Raw genomic sequence first — 21864 nt, 5'->3', positions numbered from 1 at the left:
TGGGAAGTAGATACGGTGCTTTCTAGTCGAAGTGAGTCACGATCATGTCTGGTTACATTCGTAGAACGTAAGACCCGACTTCTATGGGCCATCAAAGCCCCTAATAGAACGGCTAAGGCTCTAAACACCGCCTTTGGCAAGTTTATGGGGGCCTTCGGTCCCCAAGTAAAATCCATTACTGTTGATCATGGTAAAGAGTTTGCCAATTATCAGGCCTTAGAACAGGATTATCAGATCAAAGTTTATTTTTGCCATCCATATTCACCATGGGAGCGAGGTTCCAATGAATATTTTAATAGGCGGTTACGCTGGTTCTTCCCGAAAAAGACCAATTTTAGCCAAGTAACGACTGATGAGATCCTAGCAGCACTTGAACTAATTAATCAACGACCATTAAAAATACATCATCAACAGACTGCCATTGAAAGATTCCGGGCTTGTTCGGATTAAACTTGTAATTTGCCTGATATATAAATAAATACAGCAGAAGCTAACTAGAATTGATTTTATTCCCCCTAAATTTGTCTCTAAGCACTCATGACTGAGATGTCGGTAAGTTCTCCTGGTTACCCGCTAACTGTTGGGAGATCGCCTGATACAGGTCAGAAGTCGTTAAGAAGGGGGTAAGGTCGTCTACGTGTAGGCGCTCCTTCAGAGCAGCAATGATCTTGGCCGGTGTCGGTATCCGTGCAGCCTCAATTTGCCAGTAGATGATTGGGGCGACGCCATAGCGTCGACTGGCAGTTGGAATCGACGTGGCGTCGAATTCTTGACGTAGACAGCGCAGAATATCGGCGTAGCTATTGCGGTCAGTCTTGTCAGTCATGCTGACGATCCCATAAGTTTCGGCAAAGGCGGTAGTATCGGGCCAATCGATCACATCGCCTAGGTCCGTGTTGCGGAGTTCTTTGTTCCTACGCAGTCCGAATTTGAAAAGGGTCGTGGTCAGGTCTGGGTCCATCTGGTAGTCATCGAGCAGGTCAAGCGTGAGGCCATAAGTCAACAGGATCATGGCGAAACGGTCGAGACCGGGCCGTGGTAGCTTGTCTTCCTCAAGGCCCTGCAGGTACCATTCCGGGATGTCTAGGTTACGTGCGACGAAGAACAAAGGAACCCCGTCACCGGGAATCAGACGTGTTAGAGTCAGTATTTTTCCTAGGGAATTCACGGGTGTTTTGGGGTCTTGCATGATGACCAGTCCCTTCATTTTTGTCGAGTATACCAAGCGAATGCGAGAGTTGGGTGAAGATTAGGTGAGAAAACGGATTTAAATTGTATAAAATAGATTATAGTTCGTGTATAACCGGCATAATAATTGCTGGTAGACATCGTTTAGACCGCTTTGTGTCAGTTATTACGCTGATATTTCTTTTATATACAAGCTGAGTATATTTCTTGCTATCATTCGTGTTTCATGCCATTATGTACGTGGGTAGGGACCAACCATGGCAAGTATTTAAGGTGCCAAAATGACCACTGGAGCAAGCCATTGAAGTGTTCACCACTTAGTCACATCAAGGGGTTACGACCCGATATACGACAGCAGATTCAGGAGACAGGCGTTCTTGATACGACCAAGCTAACTCTGGATGATGTGATCGATGTTTATCCAGGAACCGATAGTGATTTTGATTGGCCCAATATTGTCTTTGCTAAGAACATGTGTACCGCGCGACAACAGCGTCAAACCATCGTCTGGGCGAATGATCATATCTTCAGAACGGACATGACCCCAACGAAGGTGATTAACAAAGGGCGTGCGGCCGCCGGACAGACGAGGTTTGACATCGCGCATGAGGCTAAGAAAAATCACTTGACGCAACCCTACCCAGTCGTTGTCGGCCGCTTCTTGATGGTCCCAACTGACAAGCCCCAGAAGGGCGGTCATCATAGCTGGATTAACGGCCACCTGATTGACGAGATTAATTCATTTGGCGTCAAAGGGAAGGTCAAGGTCCAGTTAAAGAACGGAATGGAGATGATTGTTTGCGATACCAAAGACAGACTATGGACGCATATCAACGAGGCCCGGGGCCTCTTCAAGGCCCAGTCACGCAGACAAGACTTCGCCGACAACCAGCATCACAATGACAAGCAATTCGACTATGTGATGGCTTCCGAAGAGGTTATGGCAGAACGATTGGCCTACCACGCTGGGGTAGCCCAAGGCCTGTTGCGTAAGGTTGGTATGATTCTTCCGGATGAAGAGGTTGAAGAACTGGTTCGTCAGGTTCTCGATGGGGATACCCGTAAATACAGGTACGAGGATGAGCGTCATATGGCGGAATAATAGGGTTTAACAACACTAACGGTGCCGGTCATATTATTTTGGTAATAAAGAAATTTGGCTAAGATGTGATTTGTTTATAATGTAGTCAGTTATCTATGGTAGGATGTTTAGGGGCGGTAACTTTAAGGGATTATGCTTTTTACCCATGAACTGCCAACTACCTATGACTATGTTAAGGACTACCGGTGCGGCATATCACCGGGTCACGAGGAGGAAGAGCATCATGATGGAAGCCAATAAGTTGGCCATGGACGTCGACCGGATTCACCAATTGAATTCGCTCCTGCGTCCCTTTATCAAGCGGCCGAGCAGTGGAGATGCAATTACGTTTGAACAGTACCGGATTTTACATGAACTCGCGACGGAAAAGATCAGTACCAGTGAACTTTCTCGGCGATTGAATGTCGGCCAATCCATGGTGTCGATTCAGATTAGCCGATTGTTGAATGGTGGTTTTATCCAGGATGAGACCTTGCCAACCGATCGCCGCTACCATGTTTTTCAGATCACGGCCAGAGGTCGGAAGGTTGAAGAACACGTTAGTGATGTGCTGGTCGAAGAACTCCCAGAGCTCATGCGACAGATCGCTGGTGTTATTGAACCTGAATAAACGACTAAACAAAATTCTATTCTGCGAAGAGGGGTGCCATTGCTGACACCTCTTTTATTTTGCACTTGAGCCTGGCAATAGTTGTCTTACAATAAGGATGGTTTTCGAGACTGTCTTTTGGCGTGGAAACATGTTGCAGTTGCCTAATTGATTTCCGGTAAAGCGGGAGGCGCGAGACATGATTAGCAATTTTTGTTTGAACACGCCAGGAAAAAGCAGACCAAAAAAGGGAATGTGGCAGCTGCCACATTCCCTTGCTTAACGTCCTATTCTGCTGCTTCTAAAGGTTCGTCTTCTTCAGGCTCATCCATGGGATGACCCTCAGCGTCGACCAATTGAAGTTCGGCGTGGCGAATCACAACAAGATCGCCGAAGGAGTCGATTTTGTCTGTTTCTTTCTTTGACAGTTGGTTTGGTTCAACCTTAACTATCGCAGAGTGTTCATACATCTTGGTAATGGTGCCGTAAAATGAGTTTGAGAAGAGCTCGGTCTTTTCACAAAAGACGCGATCGTTTTCATGTAATGCCACAGCAATCGTCCCCCTTAAAAGTAATTTATAAAAGAATAAGGGTTGTGGGACTAAAAGTCAAGACTTTTTGAAGATAAAATTTCAAAAATGAAATTATTTAGGGTCTTGTTCAGTGTGCTAATGACTGAGCAAGTGCTTAGTGCCGCAGTTGGTCGATACGTTCTTGGGTCGCCAAGGCATCTAATAGTTCGGTTTGCTTAGCAACCTGGGCCGTAAATTCGGTTAAGAAAGTAAGTTCAAGGTCGCCTAAGGGCCGTTGTTGCTGAGCGGCATCCAGCAAGGCGTTGACCTGATTGTGGAGCGCTTGGTTGGTTGCCAAGAGGTCCTGGAAGGCACTGGTGCCACTGAGACCTTCAACAGCCGGTGACACGGCCTGTGGTGTTGCGGGAGTCGAAGCTAGCTTAGGCTGGCTTGTCGTCGCTTTGACGACCGGTTTGGTTGGGGCTGGGGTGGTATCGGGCTCACCATCGAAATAATAGAAGACCTGGCGCGGCTTACGGGCGGCTTTCTTGATGCGTGTGTCGATCGAAGGTGCTGCGGAGACGGCCCCCATGACGACGGAGTTGACGTAGCCAAGATCGCCTAGCTTCTGGCGTAGGCTGACGGCTCTAATCCCGCGAATCCCGGGAAACTTTTCCTGGGAGACGACTTCTGTTTCTGCTGGATCTTGAAGCCAGCTGATGATCTGTTGGCGAATCTTTGCCGCCTGACTGTTTTTTGTATTTGCCATTGTAGGGCCTCCATACGTGTAATCGTTATGAAATAGTATAGTCTTTATTGGGTGAATCTGCTGGCGGGCTGTGAGCCGTCGCCAAGCGCTATTCATATTGAAGCATGTTTGCCGCACCCAGACAAGGGGCAGCTAAAATGAGAGGGTGATTGGGATTTCGCTCCCGACTGATCTTTTCAGGGTAAGTATGGTACAATCGAAGTACATAGAGGAATTATCTGGTGATGCCAAGCGTGTTTGACGTTTGGTAGGGCTGGCATCACTGTGTACCCGGAGGTCGTCGAAGATTGCTGCTGGGCCGTGGTTGTCACCAGTCGTGCCACGGCTCTCCCCACCGATCGACCACGTGTTGATAGCGGAAGGGGGCACCTGAGCACGACCCTTCCTTTTTTATTTTCTGCCAAAGCCAGATAATTTCCAATCAATTTAGGAGTGAACAATTTTGCACATTTTTAGAGATGAAAACGGGATTCGTCTGGTCGTTTCCCATCAGACCGGTCACTACGCTGCCCACTTTGCGACTTACGCCCCTGAACAGGAATTTATTAATTATACTTTGGAACGGGATAAGCATGGCCGTTATCATCTGAGCATTGATAAAACCAATTTGGTTGCACTCGACTCACCAGTTTTCAAGAAGGAACTGGTTTTCGGTGACCTGGGCGACAGCTTAACGCCAATCAAAGGTGTCACGTTAATGTTAATCTAAGCGGAAGCGCTGCGGCTTTGGTCGTAGCGCTTTTTTCGTTATAACGCCACTTCAGAAGTTCTCCGCCAGATCGGCGCTGACATAGACGCTCCAAAACCGGGTGGGTGAATTTCGATGGCATAAATAATTTTATGATGCGGGTCCAATTGGGGCCGTGGCGATTTGGCTATTTTGGCCGGTAAGCCTTGAAACGTCTGGCTTGCTTAATGTAACTGTGAGTATTACAGTATAAACATAAACTAAAAAGAAACGAGGGTCTTAAGATGACAAATATCTTAGTATTAGGTGCCAACGGTCGTATCGCGCAGCTGGCCACCAAACAATTATTAGCCAATGCTCGGAATCACTTAACATTGTTCCTGCGTAACGCTAGCCGCTTGGCTGACGCTGCCAGTGACCGGGTGAAGGTAGTTGATGGGGACGCCGACAACGAGGCCGACTTGAAGGCCGCTATGGTCGACGCCGACATCGTTTACGCCAACTTAGCCGGAGATAACATCGAAGACCAAGCCAAGACGGTGGTGGCCGCCATGGATGCCACTGACGTGAAGCGTCTGATCTGGATCTCCACACTGGGGATTTATGATGAAGTGCCTGGCAAGTACGGTGAATTCAACCACAAGATGCTCGATGGGGGCTACCTCGAAACTTACAGTGCTGCTGCCAAGGTTATCGAAGGTTCTGACCTGGACTACACGATTATCCGGCCAGCCTGGTTGAGTAACCGTGATGAGATTGACTACGAAACGACGCAGAAGGGTGAATCTTTCAAGGGAACCGAAGTTTCACGGAAGAGTATTGCGGCCTTGGTTACCCAGCTGGTCGCTGATCCGACCCAATCGATTCGTGCTTCTCTGGGAGTCAACAAACCCAATACCGATGGCGATAAGCCTGTTTGGTACTAAATAGGTTCATTTAGGAGCTCGTCCTTTGACGGGCTTTTTGAATTAGATTAAAAATAATTTCTTCCTATAAAAGCCTGTTTAACGGCGTTCGTTTGGCGACAACAGAAAAGAACGGGTCAAAAAGAGTGCAAAAGGCGCTGATTCGCGGTATAACTATGGTGTGCGCTGAGTATGGCGCATAAGCCAGAGACTTGTTTTTTACTTAACTTGGAATCAATTTACTAAGCTATTCTGTGAAACTTTTCCTCCAAACAAGAACCCATGGATTTGCCTGGAATTGATTCATATGTTGTGTAACACCGTTGGCGGTCATGACCCGCCGGCGGTGCTTTTTGGTCTCGGGACGGGTTTTGAAGCCTCCTGGACAAGTGATTGGGTAATTTTGATGACTTGGCGGCCGTTTTTTCAGGGTGATTCATTAGAATTTTGCTTACGCATTTAACAAGGTCAACCGGAAATTTCGGGCGCCAGTTGTGCTCGGATTGGGTAGCCAATTTCATGGCTGGAGCGGCCCACTGAAATTGTCTTGTCAACAAGCCACTAGGCCCGGCATAACGGCATTTGTTGGTGAGCATAAAACTTGACTTTTTAGCACTTGTTTAGCTTAAAAATTAATTTGAATTTTGTTGTTCTTTTTGTTGTAAACGCTTACAACTCGTGATACTATAAAGGTGCGGAAAGGAATTAAGAGTTGTGAGATTCAGTTTTTCAGGTTCAAATCTAGTTGGTACACTGCTTCAAGAAACCGATTTCCGTTTTGACGCGAGACAGGTTTTAAGATTCAGGTTCCCGCACCAGTGAAAAAAAGTTTTTGACAACTCCGATAACCCTTCTAAAGAACTCTAGTAGCTTCAGGTACCAGGCAACATTTCATCAACAAATAATTTAATATCTGTTTCAAGCTTAGCGTTTGACGAAAGCGTAATTGTTTCAAAAGATTAGACGACAGTTCCAGAGTTTCACTAGAGCTCCTATGTTACGGTGACAGAGGTCATGCAAGGATTTCAACAAGAGTCGATAGAGCGTGTTCTGTTAGGGTAATGAAGGCATTAAGAAATTGATTCAAGCTGAGACGATAGCCAGAAATTAAATAATATGAGAACGGCTGTGGCAGCTCGGTTGGAAAAATATAGTTATGAGGCGATTAAGAATTAAATTGATTACGAAACGGAAATTTAGTAGTAATCACAACCTCCTTTCCGTGAGTTAGCGGACTTCAAGTCATCTCCATTTCAAACTTGAAGTTCGTTTTTTTGTGCGTTCTTTAATTCTTGAACAGTTCTGTTTTAAGGTGCCGTGGGATCCAGCCATACCGCAAATTCGCATCGTCAGGGGGACAACAGTCCGCTCTATCCGTTGGTTATAGGGAGACCTATTCCTGAGAAGATCCATTACCGGTGTGAATTGATTGAAACGCGGGACAACCGCTTTGGCTGCGATAGTGGATGAGCAGCGGGGATCGTAACCCAGCACAGGCCAGTAGGCCGCTTCGATTTGGGAACTACTGAAGTGTCGAGAAGTCTCGGCTGGTCATTAATCTAGGAGGCGGTGGGGACATTAGACCAATTGGAACCGCTTACCGGTAATATCATTTTTGTTCGCCTATTTCTTAGCGACGGCTTATCGTTCAGTTATCCACCACCTGACCGGTTTATCGGTCTAAATTAGCGCGATCTCGGAGATTAGGGAAGTGTAATCGCCATTATAAATGTATAAATGGAACGTAAACCGTTTAACGAAAAAGAAAACGTTTTCGCCAATAGTCGTAATCTGCCGCGATTCTTAGAGCCTCAAGGATCGTTAAGGGGCGTAATGTTCGGGAATGAGTTTCTTAGAAATTATGCAATCAGCCATTTACAGGCGGCGATGGAAACGGTATATTATTACTAGACCGAAATTTTGCCAACGTCATTTTTGATGGGGTGGTTACGAAGGAGTGAGAGATGATGGCTTTTCATCGCATCTTTGTCATTGACTTTGCCGGCTTAGGCTTGGGCGAAGCCCCCGACGCTAACCGCTTTCAATCCGTTGGCGCAGATACAATTGGTCACGTTGCGGCTAGTTGGTCAGGTCAACTTAAACTTCCAACATTACAGCGCTTGGGTCTCGGAAATATTCGGGTTGACCATCCACTTCCAGGTGTGCCCCCGATCGATCATCCAGATGGATTCTTTGGTCGGTTACACATGGCTGCCAGCGATAATGGCCGAGCCACGGGCTTACGGGAGATGTGGGACTACACCGGAGAGATCCGGACCCGTAGCGTGTTCGATACGTTACCGACGGCAGGGTATCCCGTAACTGTTGCCGGTCCTTTCCTCAGCTATCTACAAACGCAGGACACCGTTGAACGTTTCCAACTTGGTAGCAATCAGGATGCCTTCCGTGTTCTGTATGACCAGCTCTATCGACCAGCTTCTGGCTTGGCCACAGTGATGCTCCCAGAGTTTCGCTTCGCCAGTGAGGAAGGGGATGTCGGTGAGTTTGGTAAGGCGCTGATGAATGCCGACCACTACTTGGCTCAGGTCATGAATGACATGGGGGCAAACGACCTCCTCGTTCTTACCGCCACGCATGCCGGTGATCCGACTATGCCGGGTAAACCAACCCGTGAGTATTTGCCGTTGATAGCTTATTCGCCATCACGGCCCAGTGCCCATGCCTTAGGGATTCGCCGCACACTGGCTGATGTTGGGGCGACGGTGCTTGAGAACTTCGGCTTGGCACGTAATGCCGCTGGACATAGCTTTATGAATGAATTAACGCAATAATAAAACGCCACACAAACCAGGCATCATGAAAGGAGGTGAGGGGCACAGCATCGCAGGAACATCTTCGGCCAACCAGGGGTCGTGTAGATCGTCAGAAGAAGAGTCATCAATTATTCAGATTCCTTCGCAGGGATCTATTCACCAATTCTCTGACGAATACGATCCGGGCGTCGACACCGCGATGAACGTTTCAACAACTGTGGTACATAGATTCTTAGCGACCACTTCACGGTTTATTTAAAACTGACGGGTCGTCAGTTAAAAAATTCGGAAAGAGGTATTTCGACCAATGATTTTTATTAACATGTTAGGGGTACTTGTTTACCTCGCCATTGCGTTCTTGTTCTCGAAGAACAAGAAAAAGATCAACTGGAAGTCAACGGTTATTGTTTTAATCTTGAACCTTGTTCTAGCTTGGTTCTTCACGAGTTTCCAAATCGGACAAGACATCGTCAAGGGTGCCGCCGATGGTTTCAACTGGTTAGTCCAAGTTGCCTACCAAGGGATTGTCTTCGCCTTACCTAACTGGGTAACGCCACAATTCGGTGGGACTGCTAAGTCAATGAACTTCATTACCAGTTCACTCTTACCAATCCTCTTGGTTGTGCCAATGTTCGATATCTTGACTTACATCGGGATATTGCCTTGGATCATCAAGTGGGTCGGCCGTGGCTTATCCTTCATTACTGGCCAACCTAAGTTCGAATCATTCTTCTCTGTTGAAATGATGTTCTTAGGGAACACTGAAGCCCTCGCCGTTTCTCAATTACAATTAAAGACGATGCGTAAGGAACGTAACTTAACCCTTGCCATGATGTCCATGTCATGTATCACTGCTTCTATCTTGGGTGCATATACCCAAATGGTTCCAGGTCAATTCGTTTTGACGGCCGTTCCAATTAACATCTTGAACGCCATCATCGTCACGAACATCTTGAACCCTGTCGAAGTTACGCCTGAAGAAGACACGATTGCTAAGATCGGTGGTTCTAGTTCAGTTGCTGCTGAAGACGGTGAAGTTGAAGCTGACGGTCGCCGCGAACCATTCTTCTCATTCTTGGGTGACTCCATCATGGGTGCCGGCCGTTTGATCTTAATCATCGCTGGTAACGTTATTGCCTTCGTTGCCTTAGCTGCTTTGATTGACAAGTTACTTGGCTTGATTAGCCCAGTATTATCTCTGGAACACATCTTAGGGGTAATCATGTTCCCATTTGCATGGTTAATGGGTCTGGACGTTCACGATGCCTTCGGTTTTGCCCAATACATGGGGACGAAGTTGGTTACCAACGAATTCGTTGTCATGGGTAAGATTGCCGGTACCATCAACACGAACGCCTTCTCACCTCACTACCGTGCCATCTTGACTGTCTTCTTGACTTCATTCGCTAACTTCTCAACTACTGGGATGATTATCGGTTGTTTCAAGGGGATCGTTGACCGCGAAAACAACGAACTTATCTCCAGAAACGTTGGTTACATGCTTCTTTCCGGGATTCTGGTTTCCTTACTTTCAGCCGGTATGGTTGGATTATTCGTTTGGTAAACCCGATTCAAATAGCTTAACGTTTTAAAATTGATAGCCCAGGGCCAATGGCTTCTGGGCTATCTGTGTCAGCGAATCTAGGTTATACTAGAAGGACAGCGACAAAACGAGGTTCTCTCGTGATGTCAGTCCGGGTGCCGACCTTCCATGCGGGAGTGAAACCCAGCCGAATGGGTGAAAGCATTCGGTTGCAATGCCCGATAAAGTACGTACGTCGGGTAATGACGTATTGAAAGATAGGAAATTAATCTAATGGATAAGCAACAAACGCAAGCCGACTTAGCGAACGAAATGACGTTACGCGAAGCCTTGCGAAACAAGGATGTCGTCCGTAACGAAATAATCGCGGGGATCACCGGTTTCTTCGCCATCTCCTACATTATTATCGTTAATCCGCTGATTCTTAAGGATGCCGGGATCCCCACGGATCTCAGTGTCTTCGCGACCATCTTCTCCTCGGTGATTGGGTGTCTGGTCATGGCCTTCTGGGCCAATGTGCCAATCATTCTGACACCGGGGATGGGGGTCAACGCCTTCTTTACCTACACCATCGTGGTGAACATGGGTCTGAGTTGGCAGGAAGCCCTCGGGATCGCGGCCGTGGCGAGTTTCGTTTATATGTTAATCGCCTTTACGAAGGTGGCGACGATTCTTTCCACGGCAATACCCGAATCGCTGAAGAGCGGGATTACCGCAGGGATTGGTCTGTTCCTAGTCGAGATTGGCTTGGAAAAGGCGGGTCTCATCGTGGCGGGTAAGTCGTCGCTGATTGTGTTGGGAGATCTCACCAAACCCACACCACTCCTGGCCTTGTTCGGGTTGGTGTTGAGCCTGGTCCTCTACATCCGTAAGGTGAAGGGGAACTTCTTCATCGCGATCATTGCGACCAGCCTGTTAGCCTTCTTCTTCGGCGTTAAGGATAGTGACACGCCTAAGGTTGATTTGGCGCGGTTAGGTCAGTACCACGAGATTTTATTTAAAAATGACTTCTCACACTGGCTCAGCACGCCGTTCATCCTGGCGGCCTTCTCGATGACTATGATTCTGGTCTTCGAGTCGATGGGGCTCTTACAGGGCCTCCTACCCAACCAAAAGAAGTTCAAGAAGACCTTCGAGGGTAGCGCCATCACCACTTTCTTCTCCGGCTTCCTGGGCACCAGCCCAACCGTTGCCGCCGCAGAAAGTGCCTCGGGTATCGAGAGTGGGGGTCGGACCGGCCTGATGGCCTTAGTGGCCGCGGTCATGTTTGGCCTCTCCCTCATCTTCGTGCCGTTGTTGGCCTATGTGCCTTCCGCGGCGATTGCGCCCGTGATTGTGATTACCGGTGCGATCATGATGGCTGCCATCGGGAACATTAAGATGGCAGACTTCTCCGAATGGTTCCCAGCCTTTCTAATCATTGTGCTGATTCCATTTACCAATAGTATTTCAACCGGATTAGCCTTCGGGTTTGTGTGTTATCCGGTAATGAAGCTGGCCTTGGGTCAAGGCAAACGCCTGACTTGGCCGGTCTACCTGTTGGGTGGGCTATTCCTACTCGACCTGGTATTTAGTGCCCTGTTGTAATGACAGGGTTTTACTCAAGGGTTAAACGTAAGCGGTTTCGGCCGCTGTTAAAAACCAAATTTTCATTGGGAGGAAATAATGATGACTACAAAGATTATTATGGATACTGACCCAGGAATTGATGATGCTGCTGCCTTAACGATGGCGATCAACGACCCAAGCATTGACTTGAAGCTGATCACGACTGTTGCAGGTAACGTCACTGTCGACAAGACCACGATCAACGCACAGAAGATCGTACGTTTCTTCAATGCGAACATCCCAGTTGCCGCTGGTGCCGAACAACCACTCTTCAAGGACTTTGAAGACGCTGCTCGGATTCACGGTGAATCAGGGATGCCTGGTTACGACTTCCCAACCGACCTGCCTAAGCCATTAGACAAGACGGCCGTCGAAGCTCTCCATGATGAAATCATGGCTAGTGACGAACCAATTACCTTGGTTCCAACTGGCTCATACACCAACATTGCTTTACTCTTCTCTGAATACCCAGAAGTTAAGAGCCACATCGAACGGATCGTTGCCATGGGTGGTGCCTTAGGTAAGGGTAACATGACGAGTGCCGCTGAATTCAACGTCTTCACCGACCCAGATGCAGCCGCTATCGTTTACAAGTCTGGTATTCCAATCGTGATGGTTGGCCTGGACATTACCATGAAGGCTCTCTTAACTCACGACAGCATCGAAGAATTACCAAAGATTAGCGAAACTGGTAAGATGTTGCATGACATTATCATCAATGATGGTGATAACAACAGCAACGGGATTGCGATGCACGATGTGAACACCATCTTCTACTTACTTCACCCAGAAGCAATTACCACTGAAGACATGTGGATCGACGTGGTTACCACTGGCGCTGCCATTGGTGAAACTGTCGGTGACATCCGAGGTGCTTACCATGATGGCAAGACAAATGCCAAGGTTTCCGTTGACATTGATGCCGCTGCCTTCAACAAGTGGTTCCTCGAAGAAGTTCGCGCTATTAAGAACTAGTCTTCGTTACTTACAGAATTCCGAAGAGTCCGGGAGAGATCCTGGGCTCTTTTTCTGTGGGGTGAAGGCTCGATACACAAACTCTACGGAAACAGGTAGGTATTCTAAAGAGAAATAACACTTGTGTCCAGTAATATTAAGTCGTGTTTAGATGCGGGAAGTCTATGATTCTTCTTTATTCAGAAATGTGCCCTATCTGAAACATAGGCGCATTAGCGAGGCGCTGAAAGGCCAATTCATTTGCGAATTGGCCTTTTTTGAATTTCTTTCGAAAAAAGTGACACGAGACGTCAAAACTGACATTATGTGACAGTCCAAATTGGGATAATAGCCTCAGTAAGTAACCCCAAGTGATGGGGAATTAATAAAAAAGGTGGTTATTATTATGGCAACAACGAAGGAAATTTGTGAAAAATTAATGGCAGTCAAAACAGGTTTCACGGCTCCTAGTGAATCGCATCCCGGTGAACTAAGAGACCTGACGTTAGCTGATATTGGGTCATTTTTGACCTATAAGAATCGGCCTGACATGGCGACGATTGAAGCACGCATGGCAGCCGACCAGACTGAACTCAAGCCGCGAGCCGTCACCGACGCGTTGAAGCTGGACTATAACTTCCCAACAGAAGCCTTTGCGGCAGAACCTGTCTTTAACCGGAACTGTCTCTTCTTAGCCCTGAACATTTCGCGGCGAGAAAAGAATATCTTCGAAGGTAAAGAATGGTACAACTTCCATGAAATTGATCCGAAAGGGTCTGCGCTGACCCACGTCTTCAACCTGGCTATGATGACGAACCATGACGTCTTCCGTGGCTGTTACGTGACCGATATTCTGAAAAACACGATTGAAACGGAAGCGTCCAAGGTTGTGAAGGCCTTCAACAAGCCACGCGATGCCGAACACGAGGAAGCCTATCGCAAGAGTGCCAATCTCTTTATTCAAGAATGCGCCATCGTTCAGCCAAAACATTTGGTTGTCATGGGTGGGGATGTCGCTTCCGTTGTGACGCAAATGAAGAAGGATGGCCTGTTCGATCAAGCGCCAGATGTCGCCGCATTGGTAGAAAACTTAACGAAGGTTGATCATTATGCCAGCCGCTCAAATTCTACTGACTACTACATCAACTTGTTTGATGAGGACGGCAACTTGAACCTGCAAGAAAGCTAAGACGCCGCTTTTGTTACACAACCTTTACGTAAATGGGTACAGTTTCATACAGAAATCACACATAGGTCGTGTAGAATTAACAACAGTTGAAGTGAAGAGATTTAGTTATTTGTAGCCTTTTTGAGAATTGGTTACGGTGAGTCCGAATCTGTTTACTTCTTGAATGAAATGAGTTATTTTTAACTTGAGGAAGTCACTAGACTTCTATTCTAAAACGATAATTTATAGGTGATTCTCTACCGTAAGTGAGAGGCTTAAGATAGGCGATTCTCTGCCATAAGTGAGAGATTTAACTTTTGGGGGCTGACTTTCAGCCCCTTTTTGTTGCCTAAATAAGGAGATAGTATGCGTGCGATTAGTTTACGTGCACTCGGATAATATCTCCTATTGTCAGATGGGTCGCTCATAGTAAATGGTTTTAGCTGAAAATTGATACAAATTCTTTACGTAAACGAGTGTCATTTCCATACGAAATCAATACATTGACCGCGTATGATAAAAGGTAAATCAAGGGGAAGAGGATGATCGTATGTCCGCTACGGAATTCGATACCTTAATCTTACTGATTATCACGTGGTTACCGATGCTTTGGTTTTCCCGACCACCAAAGCGTCACAACTAGCTAGTACATCTACGGATTGAATTCGGTGTGAATTCAGTCCGTTTTTTGATCGCTGACTAGTGTTTCTGACGTGTCCCCCAAATATAAACAACTTTGTGATCGACACTCACAAAGTAGGCCTGGTTTGTAGCAAAAGAGAACAGGCAGAGCAGGCGTGTTTGCTCACTATCTGCGGAAACTTTACAAGATGTTGACAGGGAACACACGGTTAATTTACATAAGATCGCTATGCTAGACCTAACTTAGTGATTATCGGCGTTTAACCGTCACCGGGTGACCGATTCCCCGGCGGCCATCATCTGTTTGGGGGGCAACGGGGACATGAATAAATTTACCATTATCCATTTATCAGATTCACAACTCACGGCGCCGGGAGTCGAGCCACAGTACCACCAGCGCCTACTACCGCAGGAGAAGCTGCAACGGGTCTTCGACGACGTCTTGGAACATCAGCTTCAGCCAGACCTCGTCGTCTTGAGCGGAGATCTCTTACAGGGGGGCACGGCCGGGGACTATGCCCGGTTTCACAGCTATCTGCGTGAGCAATCGCAACGGCTGGCGGCACCGATTGAAGTGGTGTTAGGGGACCAGGACGACCGTGAGGCCTTTAACAACGGCTACTTATCCCAGCCTGACCTACCGTACTACGCCTACAAGCAGGTTCATCAGAACATGGACTTCTATTTCTTAGATTCCAAATGGGAGGAGAACAAGGAGGCGGGATGGCTCGATCGCGAGCAGCTAGACTGGCTGAACAAGAATCTCCACTTAGCGCCTCGCCGCCGGGCCTTCATCTTCCTTCACCATCCGCTAGACGCGCCGGCATTGCGGCCGATGCGCTACGCGTTACTGCAAAATAATCGTGAACTCTTGGCGATCCTCCACGGTCACAATATCGGGGGCATCTTTACCGGCCATTTACATTTTGCGGCCAGCTACTTAGTCGAAAGTACCATTCCGGTCACGGCTGTCGGGTCGGCCTCAACCTACATCAATTGCCAGGACCCACACTACCACGAGGTCCACGACGCGGTGACGTATAACGTCATCACGATTCAACGTGGCCTAGCCAGCATCACCAGCCACCCCCTCTATCTGGGCCAACCCATCATCGACACGGTCACAGTGAACAACACGGGTTTTGCCAAACATCGGCCTCGTCTGACCAGTTCACGGCGAATCGTCAATGGGCCATTTATCTGACATCTGATATTGTCGGGACTTCGTCGCCTGCGGTGACCAGGGGTTCCGTCCTGTGGGGCCCGTCCGAAGCCTGAGGGGCGGTCTTCGGCCTCGCTTCAAGCCCCACACAACCCGTGGATCTTGAAGTCGTCCCAGTTTCTAAGACCGGCAGTTCACCGGCCTAAGAAACTCGACACAGGATTCCACCCCCGGTCACCTCCGGCTGAGAGTAGTGGTTGTCATGACGACGTGACGCATGGTCCCAGGTTACGGGGGATGAGTCGTCGTTCACCAGTCAGAATGGGTTGATGAATTGGCGAGGCACATTTCGGAATTCTCACCACCGTTACTTCCAGAAAAATTTGGCGTGATCGATGCGGCAATGGCTAAGGGAAAGCCTGGAGGGTGGTTCTGAGGAGGCTCAGCCGTGTCGTTATTGTTAGCGGAGTGGTTTTCTCCGGTTACAATAAGGCCGCTCGGGGAGACCGCTCTTTGGCTTCCCGACGTGCCCATGGCGTTCCAGCCTCCTCAGAACCACCCGGAAGGCCCCGCCGGGGCAATCCTCAGGACCTTGAACTCAAAGACAAATCAAGACCATAAAAACAAATTTTGGAGGGGTGATTCCCAGTGGCAAGGCGGGAATCACCCCTCCGTTAGTTTTCCTCAGGAATAGGCGTTTCATGTGAGCCTAATTTTCGGTATAATAGGTATCGACGTGTGAGCGAAACGCCGCGGAAAACCCCGCCAGTTCGTGGGGTCACGAGTTGCGTTTCGCCAGTAAGTAAGGTAAAGTATAACCAAGCGTGAAACAATCTTGTTTCACAGAAGTGAACTGGGAGATTAACGTATGAATCCAGAAGAGTTTCGTGCCGCGTTAGCAGCGCAAGGCATTGATTTAACCGCAACACAGGAACAGCAATTTGCGACCTACTATGAGTTCTTAGTTGCGACCAACGAACACGTAAACTTAACCACGATTACCGCGGAGCCAGACGTCTACCTGAAACATTTTTACGACTCACTGACCCCCGCTTTTTACGTGGACGCGATGCGCACGGAACCGTTAACGGTCTGTGATGTCGGGGCAGGTGCCGGATTCCCGTCACTGCCTTTGAAGATCATGTTCCCACAGCTCCAGGTGACGATCGTGGACTCGTTGAACAAGCGAATCACGTTCTTAAATGAACTCGCCGCCAAGCTCAACTTGACCGGCGTGGCCTTTCATCATGCCCGTGCCGAGGAATTCGGCGGCAAGCGGGCCGCTAATCGCGAAGGCTTCGACCTTGTGTTGGCCCGCGCCGTGGCTCGGATGTCGGTCCTTAGCGAATTGTGTTTACCACTCGTTAAGGTCGGGGGCCAATTCGTGGCCTTGAAGGCGGCCCAGACCGAGGATGAACTCGCTATGAGCCAGACAGCCATTGCGACTCTCGGGGGCAAGCTGGCGGCCGATGAGGCCTTCTCACTGCCTGTGAGTGGCGACCAACGCCACATCGTGGTTATCGACAAGGTTCGGCACACACCAAAGCGTTATCCGCGTAAGGCGGGGACGCCCAATAAGGAACCGTTAGAAGATTAATGGGATGGGGGTAAGATAATTGCCATTTTCATTATTTGGAAATAATCGGGAGAAGGCGGTTCAGCCGACACATCCCGTGAAACAAAACGTGGTAATGATCCCGGTTGCCCAAATCATTCCCAACCGGTTTCAACCGCGGCAACGGTTCGACGCCACCGCGATTACCGAATTAGCACAAACCATCGAGGAACATGGACTCTTACAGCCCATTGTGATTCGCCAATTTGAGGCCGACCATTACGAGATCATCGCCGGTGAGCGGCGGTTCAGAGCGATTAACCAACTGAAATGGGAGACCGTTCCCGCCATCGTTGAAGAGATGAGTGACGACGAGACGGCGTCCATGGCGCTGATTGAAAACCTCCAACGGGAGGAACTTTCCGCCATTGAAGAGGCGCACGCCTACCAACAGTTGATGGCGCTCAATCACATGACGCAGTCGCAGTTGGCCGAGGGTATCGGCAAGAGTCAGGGGTTCGTGGCCAACAAGTTACGACTCTTGAAGCTGGCCGAACCCGTACGTGAGGCCATCTTGAACCGCCAGATCACCGAACGACACGGCCGGGCCTTACTGGCCTTGGACGATGCCGGTCAGGTCGAGCTGTTGGGGCAGATCATTGCCGACAAGTTGACGGTCAAGGAGACCGAGGCGCTGATTACCAAACGCAAACAGCCCAAACGGCGGCGCAAGGTGACCAAGCACAGTGTCTCCAAGGACACCCGCGTGGCGGTCAACACGATTCGTCACTCGGTGAAGATGGTCCAGGACGCCGGCATGACGCTGACGACTAAGGAAGAAGAAACACCAGACGGTTACCGCATCATCATTGACATTCCAAAAGAAAGCTAGAGGTGAACGACATATGGGCTATATCATCGCATTAGCCAATCAAAAGGGTGGCGTAGGCAAGACCACCACCGGGGTTAACCTGGGCGCAGCGCTGGCTTCGGCCGGTCAACACGTCCTCCTGGTGGATACCGATGCCCAAGGGAATGCGACCAGTGGGGTCGGCATTCAAAAGGCAACCATTGAACGTGAAGTCTACGATGTTTTGGTAAATGAAACGCCGATTCAAGACGCCATTCTCCATACGGAACATGAGGGACTGGATATCGTGCCCGCAACCATCCAGCTTTCCGGTGCGGAAATTGAATTAACGCCAATGATGGCACGGGAAACCCGGTTAAAAGCGGCGCTCGATGAGATTAAGGATGAGTATGACTATATCCTCATCGACTGTCCCCCTTCGTTAGGGCTTTTGACGATCAACGCCTTTACCGCGGCGAACTCCATTTTGATTCCGGTTCAAAGTGAGTACTACGCGTTGGAAGGACTGACCCAACTGTTAAATACGGTGAAGTTGGTTCAAAAGCACTTTAACCGCGACCTGAAGATCGAAGGGGTCTTATTAACCCTGTACGACGCCCGGACCAATCTCGGGAAACAGGTTAACGAAGAAGTTAAAAAGTATTTCCAAAACAAGGTTTACGCCACAATTATTCCGCGTAACGTCCAGTTAGCGGAGGCACCGAGTCATGGGATGCCAATCATTGATTATGCGCCAAAATCGAAAGGTGCCGAAGTATACACTGAACTCGCAAAGGAAGTGCTAGCAGCCCATGGCAAGTAAGAAAGAGAAAAGTTTAGGCCGCGGAATTGACGCGTTATTTGCCGAAAATGGCGTCGACGCCGGCGAAGAAACGGTGGTTGATCTGACGTTGGCCGATATCCGACCTAACCCGTACCAACCCCGCCAGAAGTTCGACAAGAAGGGCTTAGATGATCTGGCCGCCTCGATCGAAAAGACCGGGGTCTTCCAACCAATCATTGTTCGGCAACCAGACAAACGGGTCAACCGTTACGAGATTTTGGCCGGTGAACGTCGGTTCAGAGCGTCTAATTTAGCCGGCAAGACCACGATTCCCGGGATTATCCGTGACGTGACCGAGGAACAAATGATGGAGATCGCCGTGTTGGAAAACCTCCAACGCGAGGATTTAACCCCATTGGAAGAAGCCGAAGCCTACGATACGTTGATGACCAAGCTCACCTTGACGCAGGCGCAAGTCTCCGAACGTCTCGGCAAGAGTCGGCCATACATCGCCAACTACTTGCGGTTACTGGGACTGCCTAAGGCCGTGAAGGATATGTTACAGAAGAACGACCTGTCCATGGGACAAGCCCGGACGCTGTTATCCTTGAAGGATAAGACCAAGCTCGTGGCGTTAGCTAAGCGCGCCGTGAGTGAGGGGATGACCGTGCGAGCCTTGGAGGCCGAAGTTGGTAAGCTGAATGGTGCGGCGAAGAAGCTCGCCAAGAAGCCGGCCAAGAAGAAGTCGCCATTCCTGCGCTCCACGGAGAATCAACTCCAGGAACACTTTGGCACGCAGGTTACGATTAACGAGACTGCCGGCAAGGATCAGCAAGGAAAGATTGAGATTGACTATCTTTCCAATGACGATCTGAACCGCATCTTAGACCTGCTGAATATCCACCAGGACTAACTCATGGGAGGCATGACCATGTACGATTTAGGTGATTTGGTAGAAATGAAGAAACCCCACCCATGCGGCACCAACCGCTGGGAGATTACCCGAATGGGCGCGGATATTAAGATCAAGTGCACCAATTGTGGTCACGTGGTGATGTTGTCACGGCGTGAATTTGAAAAGAAACTAAAAAAGGTATTGGTTCATAAAGCCGACGCCGAGAATGGAAAGAGTGAATAATTGCTATGTCATTAACTGCAGGAATCGTTGGCCTGCCGAACGTCGGGAAGTCAACTTTATTTAACGCGATTACCAAGGCGGGGGCCGAAATGGCCAACTACCCCTTCGCCACGATCGATCCGAACGTGGGGATGGTGGAAGTTCCTGATAAGCGTTTGGACCGGATTCAAGAATTGATTCCAGCCAAGAAGGTCGTCCCAACGACGTTTGAATTTACCGACATCGCCGGGATCGTCAAGGGTGCCAGCAAGGGTGAAGGTCTGGGAAACAAGTTCCTGGAAAACATTCGCCAAGTGGACGCTATCGTTCACGTTGTCCGCACCTTTGACGACGACAACATCACCCACGTTTCCGGGAAGATCGACCCAATCGATGATATCGAAACGATCAACTTGGAATTAGGCCTGTCCGACCTGGATGCCGTTAACAAGCGGTTAGCCAAGGTTGAACGTGCGGCTAAGGGAAGCGACAAGGAAGCTAAGGCTGAATTGGCCGTGCTACAAAAGATTCAACCCGTCCTCGAAGCCGGTGGGGCCGTCCGGACGATTGACTTTGACGAGGAAGAAACCAAGATTGTGAAGGGCCTCTTCCTGTTAACCTCAAAGCCCGTTCTCTACGTGGCTAACATTGCCGAAGACGACATGGCCGATCCCGAAGACTCCAAGTACTTCGGTCTGATCAAGGACTACGCCGCCAAGGAAGGCGCCGAGGCCATTGCCGTGGCCGCCGAAGCCGAAGAAGAAATCGCTCAATTGGACGATGACGAAAAGCAGGACTTCCTCGAAGCCGAGGGTGTGGAAGAACCCGGATTGAATCGCTTAATTCGGGCCTCATATCACCTCTTAGGCCTGGAAACGTTCTTTACGGCTGGTGGTAAGGAAACCCGTGCCTGGACGTACAGAAGCGGCACTAAGGCCCCTCAAGCCGCCGGCATCATTCACTCTGACTTTGAACGTGGATTTATCCGCGCTGAAGTTATGGCATTTGATGATTTGGATAAGCTCGAAACCGAAGCTGCCGTCAAGGAAGCCGGTAAGCTGCGGGTCGAAGGGAAAGACTACGTGATGGAAGACGGCGACATCGTCGAATTCCGATTCAACGTTTAGAAGGGAACAGAGATTAGATGAGTGATAACAAGCAAACTCCGCGTAATGCGGGCGTTCGTCAGAACCGCAATAATGTTGCGGTCAACGAACGGGCAGCGTTTGACAACCTCGGGTTGACCAAGCGTAACGCCGAATACATGTACCGCTTCAACAAGGCCTTGGAAAGGACCAAGTTGACCCCAGAACGCAAGTCTGAGGCCGTGCAAGCCATGGTTAACGAGTTGATTGAAGGCCAAAAGTCTGGGAAGACCGGTAAGAATACTTATGGGGATATCGACGCGCGGGTAAAACTCGTGGTCGAGGGGCCACAGAAGCCAACCTCCCTCTTTGGGGGTCCCGACTACTGGCCAAATATGATCTACAACGCCTTGACGTTCTTCATGATCTTTAACCTGATGTTCGGGCTGATCTACTTCTTCTCACCAAAGATGATGACGACGAGTCAACCCGTTGGGATTACGGCCATTACGGTCAGTGCCCTGGTTGCCGGATTCGCCCTGCCAGTGATGCCGCGGGTCTTCGATCCGAAGATCAAGCACCGTTACAATGGCTGGATGCGGACCTTACTGGTTGTCCTGGTCTTCGTTGTGTGGATGGTGCTGTTCTTCTCAGCCCAACTCTTACCACCAGTGATCAACCCAGTTCTCCAACCAAAGCCAAGTATCGCTCTGGGACTTATTTCCATCGCTATCATGCTCTGGATGCGTCGTCGTTACAACATTCGCGGCGGGTTACTGGGCTAAATTTAAGGGCTCTCTGTCAAATCCTGTTGATAGATAGTTTTACAGAACTAGAAGCTAAGCGGCTTCTAGTTCTGTTTTTGTATT

20 protein-coding genes and 1 pseudogene are annotated in these 21864 nt (G+C 49.1%); 18 read left to right on the top strand and 3 right to left on the bottom strand.

Translation table 11 applies throughout. The annotated features are described in order from the left end of the window. Positions 1–450, top strand: a pseudogene (locus tag EKM70_RS09800) (IS30-like element ISLsa1 family transposase); the annotation flags it as partial. Between the two features lie 85 nt (positions 451–535). Here EKM70_RS09800 and EKM70_RS09795 read toward each other — a convergent pair. Beyond that, complete coding sequence (locus EKM70_RS09795; RefSeq protein WP_164506372.1) at positions 536–1189, bottom strand: hypothetical protein; 654 nt, start codon at positions 1187–1189, stop codon at positions 536–538. A 300-nt stretch (positions 1190–1489) separates the two neighbouring features. Between EKM70_RS09795 and EKM70_RS09790 the strand changes: the two genes are divergently transcribed. After that, positions 1490–2290: a hypothetical protein gene (locus tag EKM70_RS09790; protein ID WP_125547436.1), complete on the top strand. Its 801-nt coding sequence runs from the start codon at positions 1490–1492 to the stop codon at positions 2288–2290. 223 nt (positions 2291–2513) lie between these two features. Beyond that, entirely contained in the window at positions 2514–2900 is a 387-nt protein-coding gene (locus tag EKM70_RS09785; protein ID WP_125547434.1) for a MarR family winged helix-turn-helix transcriptional regulator, read from the top strand. 266 nt (positions 2901–3166) lie between these two features. Here the strand turns inward: EKM70_RS09785 and EKM70_RS09780 are convergent, their stop codons facing one another. Together EKM70_RS09780 and EKM70_RS09775 are read right to left on the bottom strand one after the other, a co-directional pair. Next, entirely contained in the window at positions 3167–3430 is a 264-nt protein-coding gene (locus EKM70_RS09780; protein WP_125547432.1) for a hypothetical protein, read from the bottom strand. A 136-nt stretch (positions 3431–3566) separates the two neighbouring features. Next, the gene (locus tag EKM70_RS09775) at positions 3567–4160 is read right to left on the bottom strand and encodes a hypothetical protein (RefSeq protein ID WP_125547430.1); all 594 of its coding nucleotides are present in this window, start codon (positions 4158–4160) and stop codon (positions 3567–3569) included. Positions 4161–4602: 442 nt separating this feature from the next. Here EKM70_RS09775 and EKM70_RS09770 point away from each other — a divergent pair, with 442 nt between their 5' ends. The 15 genes from EKM70_RS09770 to EKM70_RS09700 all read left to right on the top strand — a co-directional run bounded on the left by EKM70_RS09770 (position 4603) and on the right by EKM70_RS09700 (position 21780). After that, positions 4603–4869 carry a hypothetical protein gene (locus tag EKM70_RS09770; RefSeq protein WP_125547428.1) on the top strand — a complete coding sequence of 89 codons (267 nt, stop codon included), beginning with the start codon at positions 4603–4605 and terminating at the stop codon, positions 4867–4869. Between the two features lie 263 nt (positions 4870–5132). Next, on the top strand, positions 5133–5774 hold the full coding sequence (locus tag EKM70_RS09765; protein ID WP_125547426.1) for an SDR family oxidoreductase: 642 nt from the start codon (positions 5133–5135) through the stop codon (positions 5772–5774). 1946 nt (positions 5775–7720) lie between these two features. Then, positions 7721–8545, top strand: coding sequence for an alkaline phosphatase family protein (locus EKM70_RS09760; protein ID WP_125547424.1), 825 nt, complete (start codon positions 7721–7723; stop codon positions 8543–8545). A gap of 289 nt (positions 8546–8834) precedes the next feature. Further along, positions 8835–10091 (top strand): NupC/NupG family nucleoside CNT transporter, encoded by a 1257-nt coding sequence (locus EKM70_RS09755; RefSeq protein ID WP_125547423.1) that lies wholly within the window; start codon positions 8835–8837, stop codon positions 10089–10091. A gap of 252 nt (positions 10092–10343) precedes the next feature. Continuing rightward, positions 10344–11657, top strand: coding sequence for an NCS2 family permease (locus EKM70_RS09750; RefSeq protein WP_057877401.1), 1314 nt, complete (start codon positions 10344–10346; stop codon positions 11655–11657). An 81-nt stretch (positions 11658–11738) separates the two neighbouring features. Continuing rightward, positions 11739–12653: a ribonucleoside hydrolase RihC gene (gene rihC / locus EKM70_RS09745; RefSeq protein WP_057877402.1), complete on the top strand. Its 915-nt coding sequence runs from the start codon at positions 11739–11741 to the stop codon at positions 12651–12653. 385 nt (positions 12654–13038) lie between these two features. Continuing rightward, a complete protein-coding gene (locus EKM70_RS09740; RefSeq protein WP_057877403.1) occupies positions 13039–13821 on the top strand; it encodes a hypothetical protein in 783 nt (260 codons plus the stop codon). A gap of 943 nt (positions 13822–14764) precedes the next feature. Further along, positions 14765–15646, top strand: a complete 882-nt coding sequence (locus tag EKM70_RS09735) for a metallophosphoesterase family protein (protein ID WP_057877404.1) — start codon at positions 14765–14767, stop codon at positions 15644–15646. A gap of 826 nt (positions 15647–16472) precedes the next feature. Beyond that, positions 16473–17201, top strand: a complete 729-nt coding sequence (rsmG, locus tag EKM70_RS09730) for a 16S rRNA (guanine(527)-N(7))-methyltransferase RsmG (protein ID WP_057877406.1) — start codon at positions 16473–16475, stop codon at positions 17199–17201. 19 nt (positions 17202–17220) lie between these two features. Beyond that, on the top strand, positions 17221–18051 hold the full coding sequence (gene noc / locus EKM70_RS09725; RefSeq protein WP_057877407.1) for a nucleoid occlusion protein: 831 nt from the start codon (positions 17221–17223) through the stop codon (positions 18049–18051). Between the two features lie 13 nt (positions 18052–18064). Next, complete coding sequence (locus tag EKM70_RS09720; RefSeq protein ID WP_057877408.1) at positions 18065–18832, top strand: ParA family protein; 768 nt, start codon at positions 18065–18067, stop codon at positions 18830–18832. Further along, positions 18822–19706 (top strand): ParB/RepB/Spo0J family partition protein, encoded by an 885-nt coding sequence (locus tag EKM70_RS09715; RefSeq protein WP_125547421.1) that lies wholly within the window; start codon positions 18822–18824, stop codon positions 19704–19706. Before EKM70_RS09720 ends, EKM70_RS09715 begins: the two co-directional genes overlap by 11 nt. An 18-nt stretch (positions 19707–19724) precedes the next feature. After that, positions 19725–19931, top strand: coding sequence for a DUF951 domain-containing protein (locus EKM70_RS09710; RefSeq protein ID WP_125547419.1), 207 nt, complete (start codon positions 19725–19727; stop codon positions 19929–19931). Positions 19932–19936: 5 nt separating this feature from the next. Beyond that, a complete protein-coding gene (gene ychF, locus EKM70_RS09705) occupies positions 19937–21037 on the top strand; it encodes a redox-regulated ATPase YchF (RefSeq protein ID WP_057877411.1) in 1101 nt (366 codons plus the stop codon). A gap of 17 nt (positions 21038–21054) precedes the next feature. Then, complete coding sequence (locus EKM70_RS09700) at positions 21055–21780, top strand: DUF1129 family protein (protein ID WP_057877412.1); 726 nt, start codon at positions 21055–21057, stop codon at positions 21778–21780. The last annotated feature ends 84 nt before the right edge of the window (positions 21781–21864 follow it).

Origin of the sequence: Levilactobacillus lindianensis (assembly GCF_003946095.1) — a bacterium.
Lineage (GTDB): Bacteria > Bacillota > Bacilli > Lactobacillales > Lactobacillaceae > Levilactobacillus > Levilactobacillus lindianensis.
Note: the sequence above shows the minus strand (reverse complement) of the source record. Positions and strands in the feature narration are given on the sequence as shown.

Coding starts and splice junctions, on each gene's coding strand:
- EKM70_RS09795 (WP_164506372.1), bottom strand. CDS start 1,189: ATGCAAGACCCCAAAACACCCGTGAATTCCCTAGGAAAAATACTGACT.
- rihC (WP_057877402.1), top strand. CDS start 11,739: ATGACTACAAAGATTATTATGGATACTGACCCAGGAATTGATGATGCT.
- rsmG (WP_057877406.1), top strand. CDS start 16,473: ATGAATCCAGAAGAGTTTCGTGCCGCGTTAGCAGCGCAAGGCATTGAT.
- EKM70_RS09785 (WP_125547434.1), top strand. CDS start 2,514: ATGATGGAAGCCAATAAGTTGGCCATGGACGTCGACCGGATTCACCAA.
- EKM70_RS09740 (WP_057877403.1), top strand. CDS start 13,039: ATGGCAACAACGAAGGAAATTTGTGAAAAATTAATGGCAGTCAAAACA.
- EKM70_RS09775 (WP_125547430.1), bottom strand. CDS start 4,160: ATGGCAAATACAAAAAACAGTCAGGCGGCAAAGATTCGCCAACAGATC.
- EKM70_RS09715 (WP_125547421.1), top strand. CDS start 18,822: ATGGCAAGTAAGAAAGAGAAAAGTTTAGGCCGCGGAATTGACGCGTTA.
- EKM70_RS09720 (WP_057877408.1), top strand. CDS start 18,065: ATGGGCTATATCATCGCATTAGCCAATCAAAAGGGTGGCGTAGGCAAG.
- EKM70_RS09700 (WP_057877412.1), top strand. CDS start 21,055: ATGAGTGATAACAAGCAAACTCCGCGTAATGCGGGCGTTCGTCAGAAC.
- EKM70_RS09710 (WP_125547419.1), top strand. CDS start 19,725: ATGTACGATTTAGGTGATTTGGTAGAAATGAAGAAACCCCACCCATGC.
- EKM70_RS09750 (WP_057877401.1), top strand. CDS start 10,344: ATGGATAAGCAACAAACGCAAGCCGACTTAGCGAACGAAATGACGTTA.
- EKM70_RS09765 (WP_125547426.1), top strand. CDS start 5,133: ATGACAAATATCTTAGTATTAGGTGCCAACGGTCGTATCGCGCAGCTG.
- EKM70_RS09755 (WP_125547423.1), top strand. CDS start 8,835: ATGATTTTTATTAACATGTTAGGGGTACTTGTTTACCTCGCCATTGCG.
- ychF (WP_057877411.1), top strand. CDS start 19,937: ATGTCATTAACTGCAGGAATCGTTGGCCTGCCGAACGTCGGGAAGTCA.
- EKM70_RS09735 (WP_057877404.1), top strand. CDS start 14,765: ATGAATAAATTTACCATTATCCATTTATCAGATTCACAACTCACGGCG.
- EKM70_RS09760 (WP_125547424.1), top strand. CDS start 7,721: ATGGCTTTTCATCGCATCTTTGTCATTGACTTTGCCGGCTTAGGCTTG.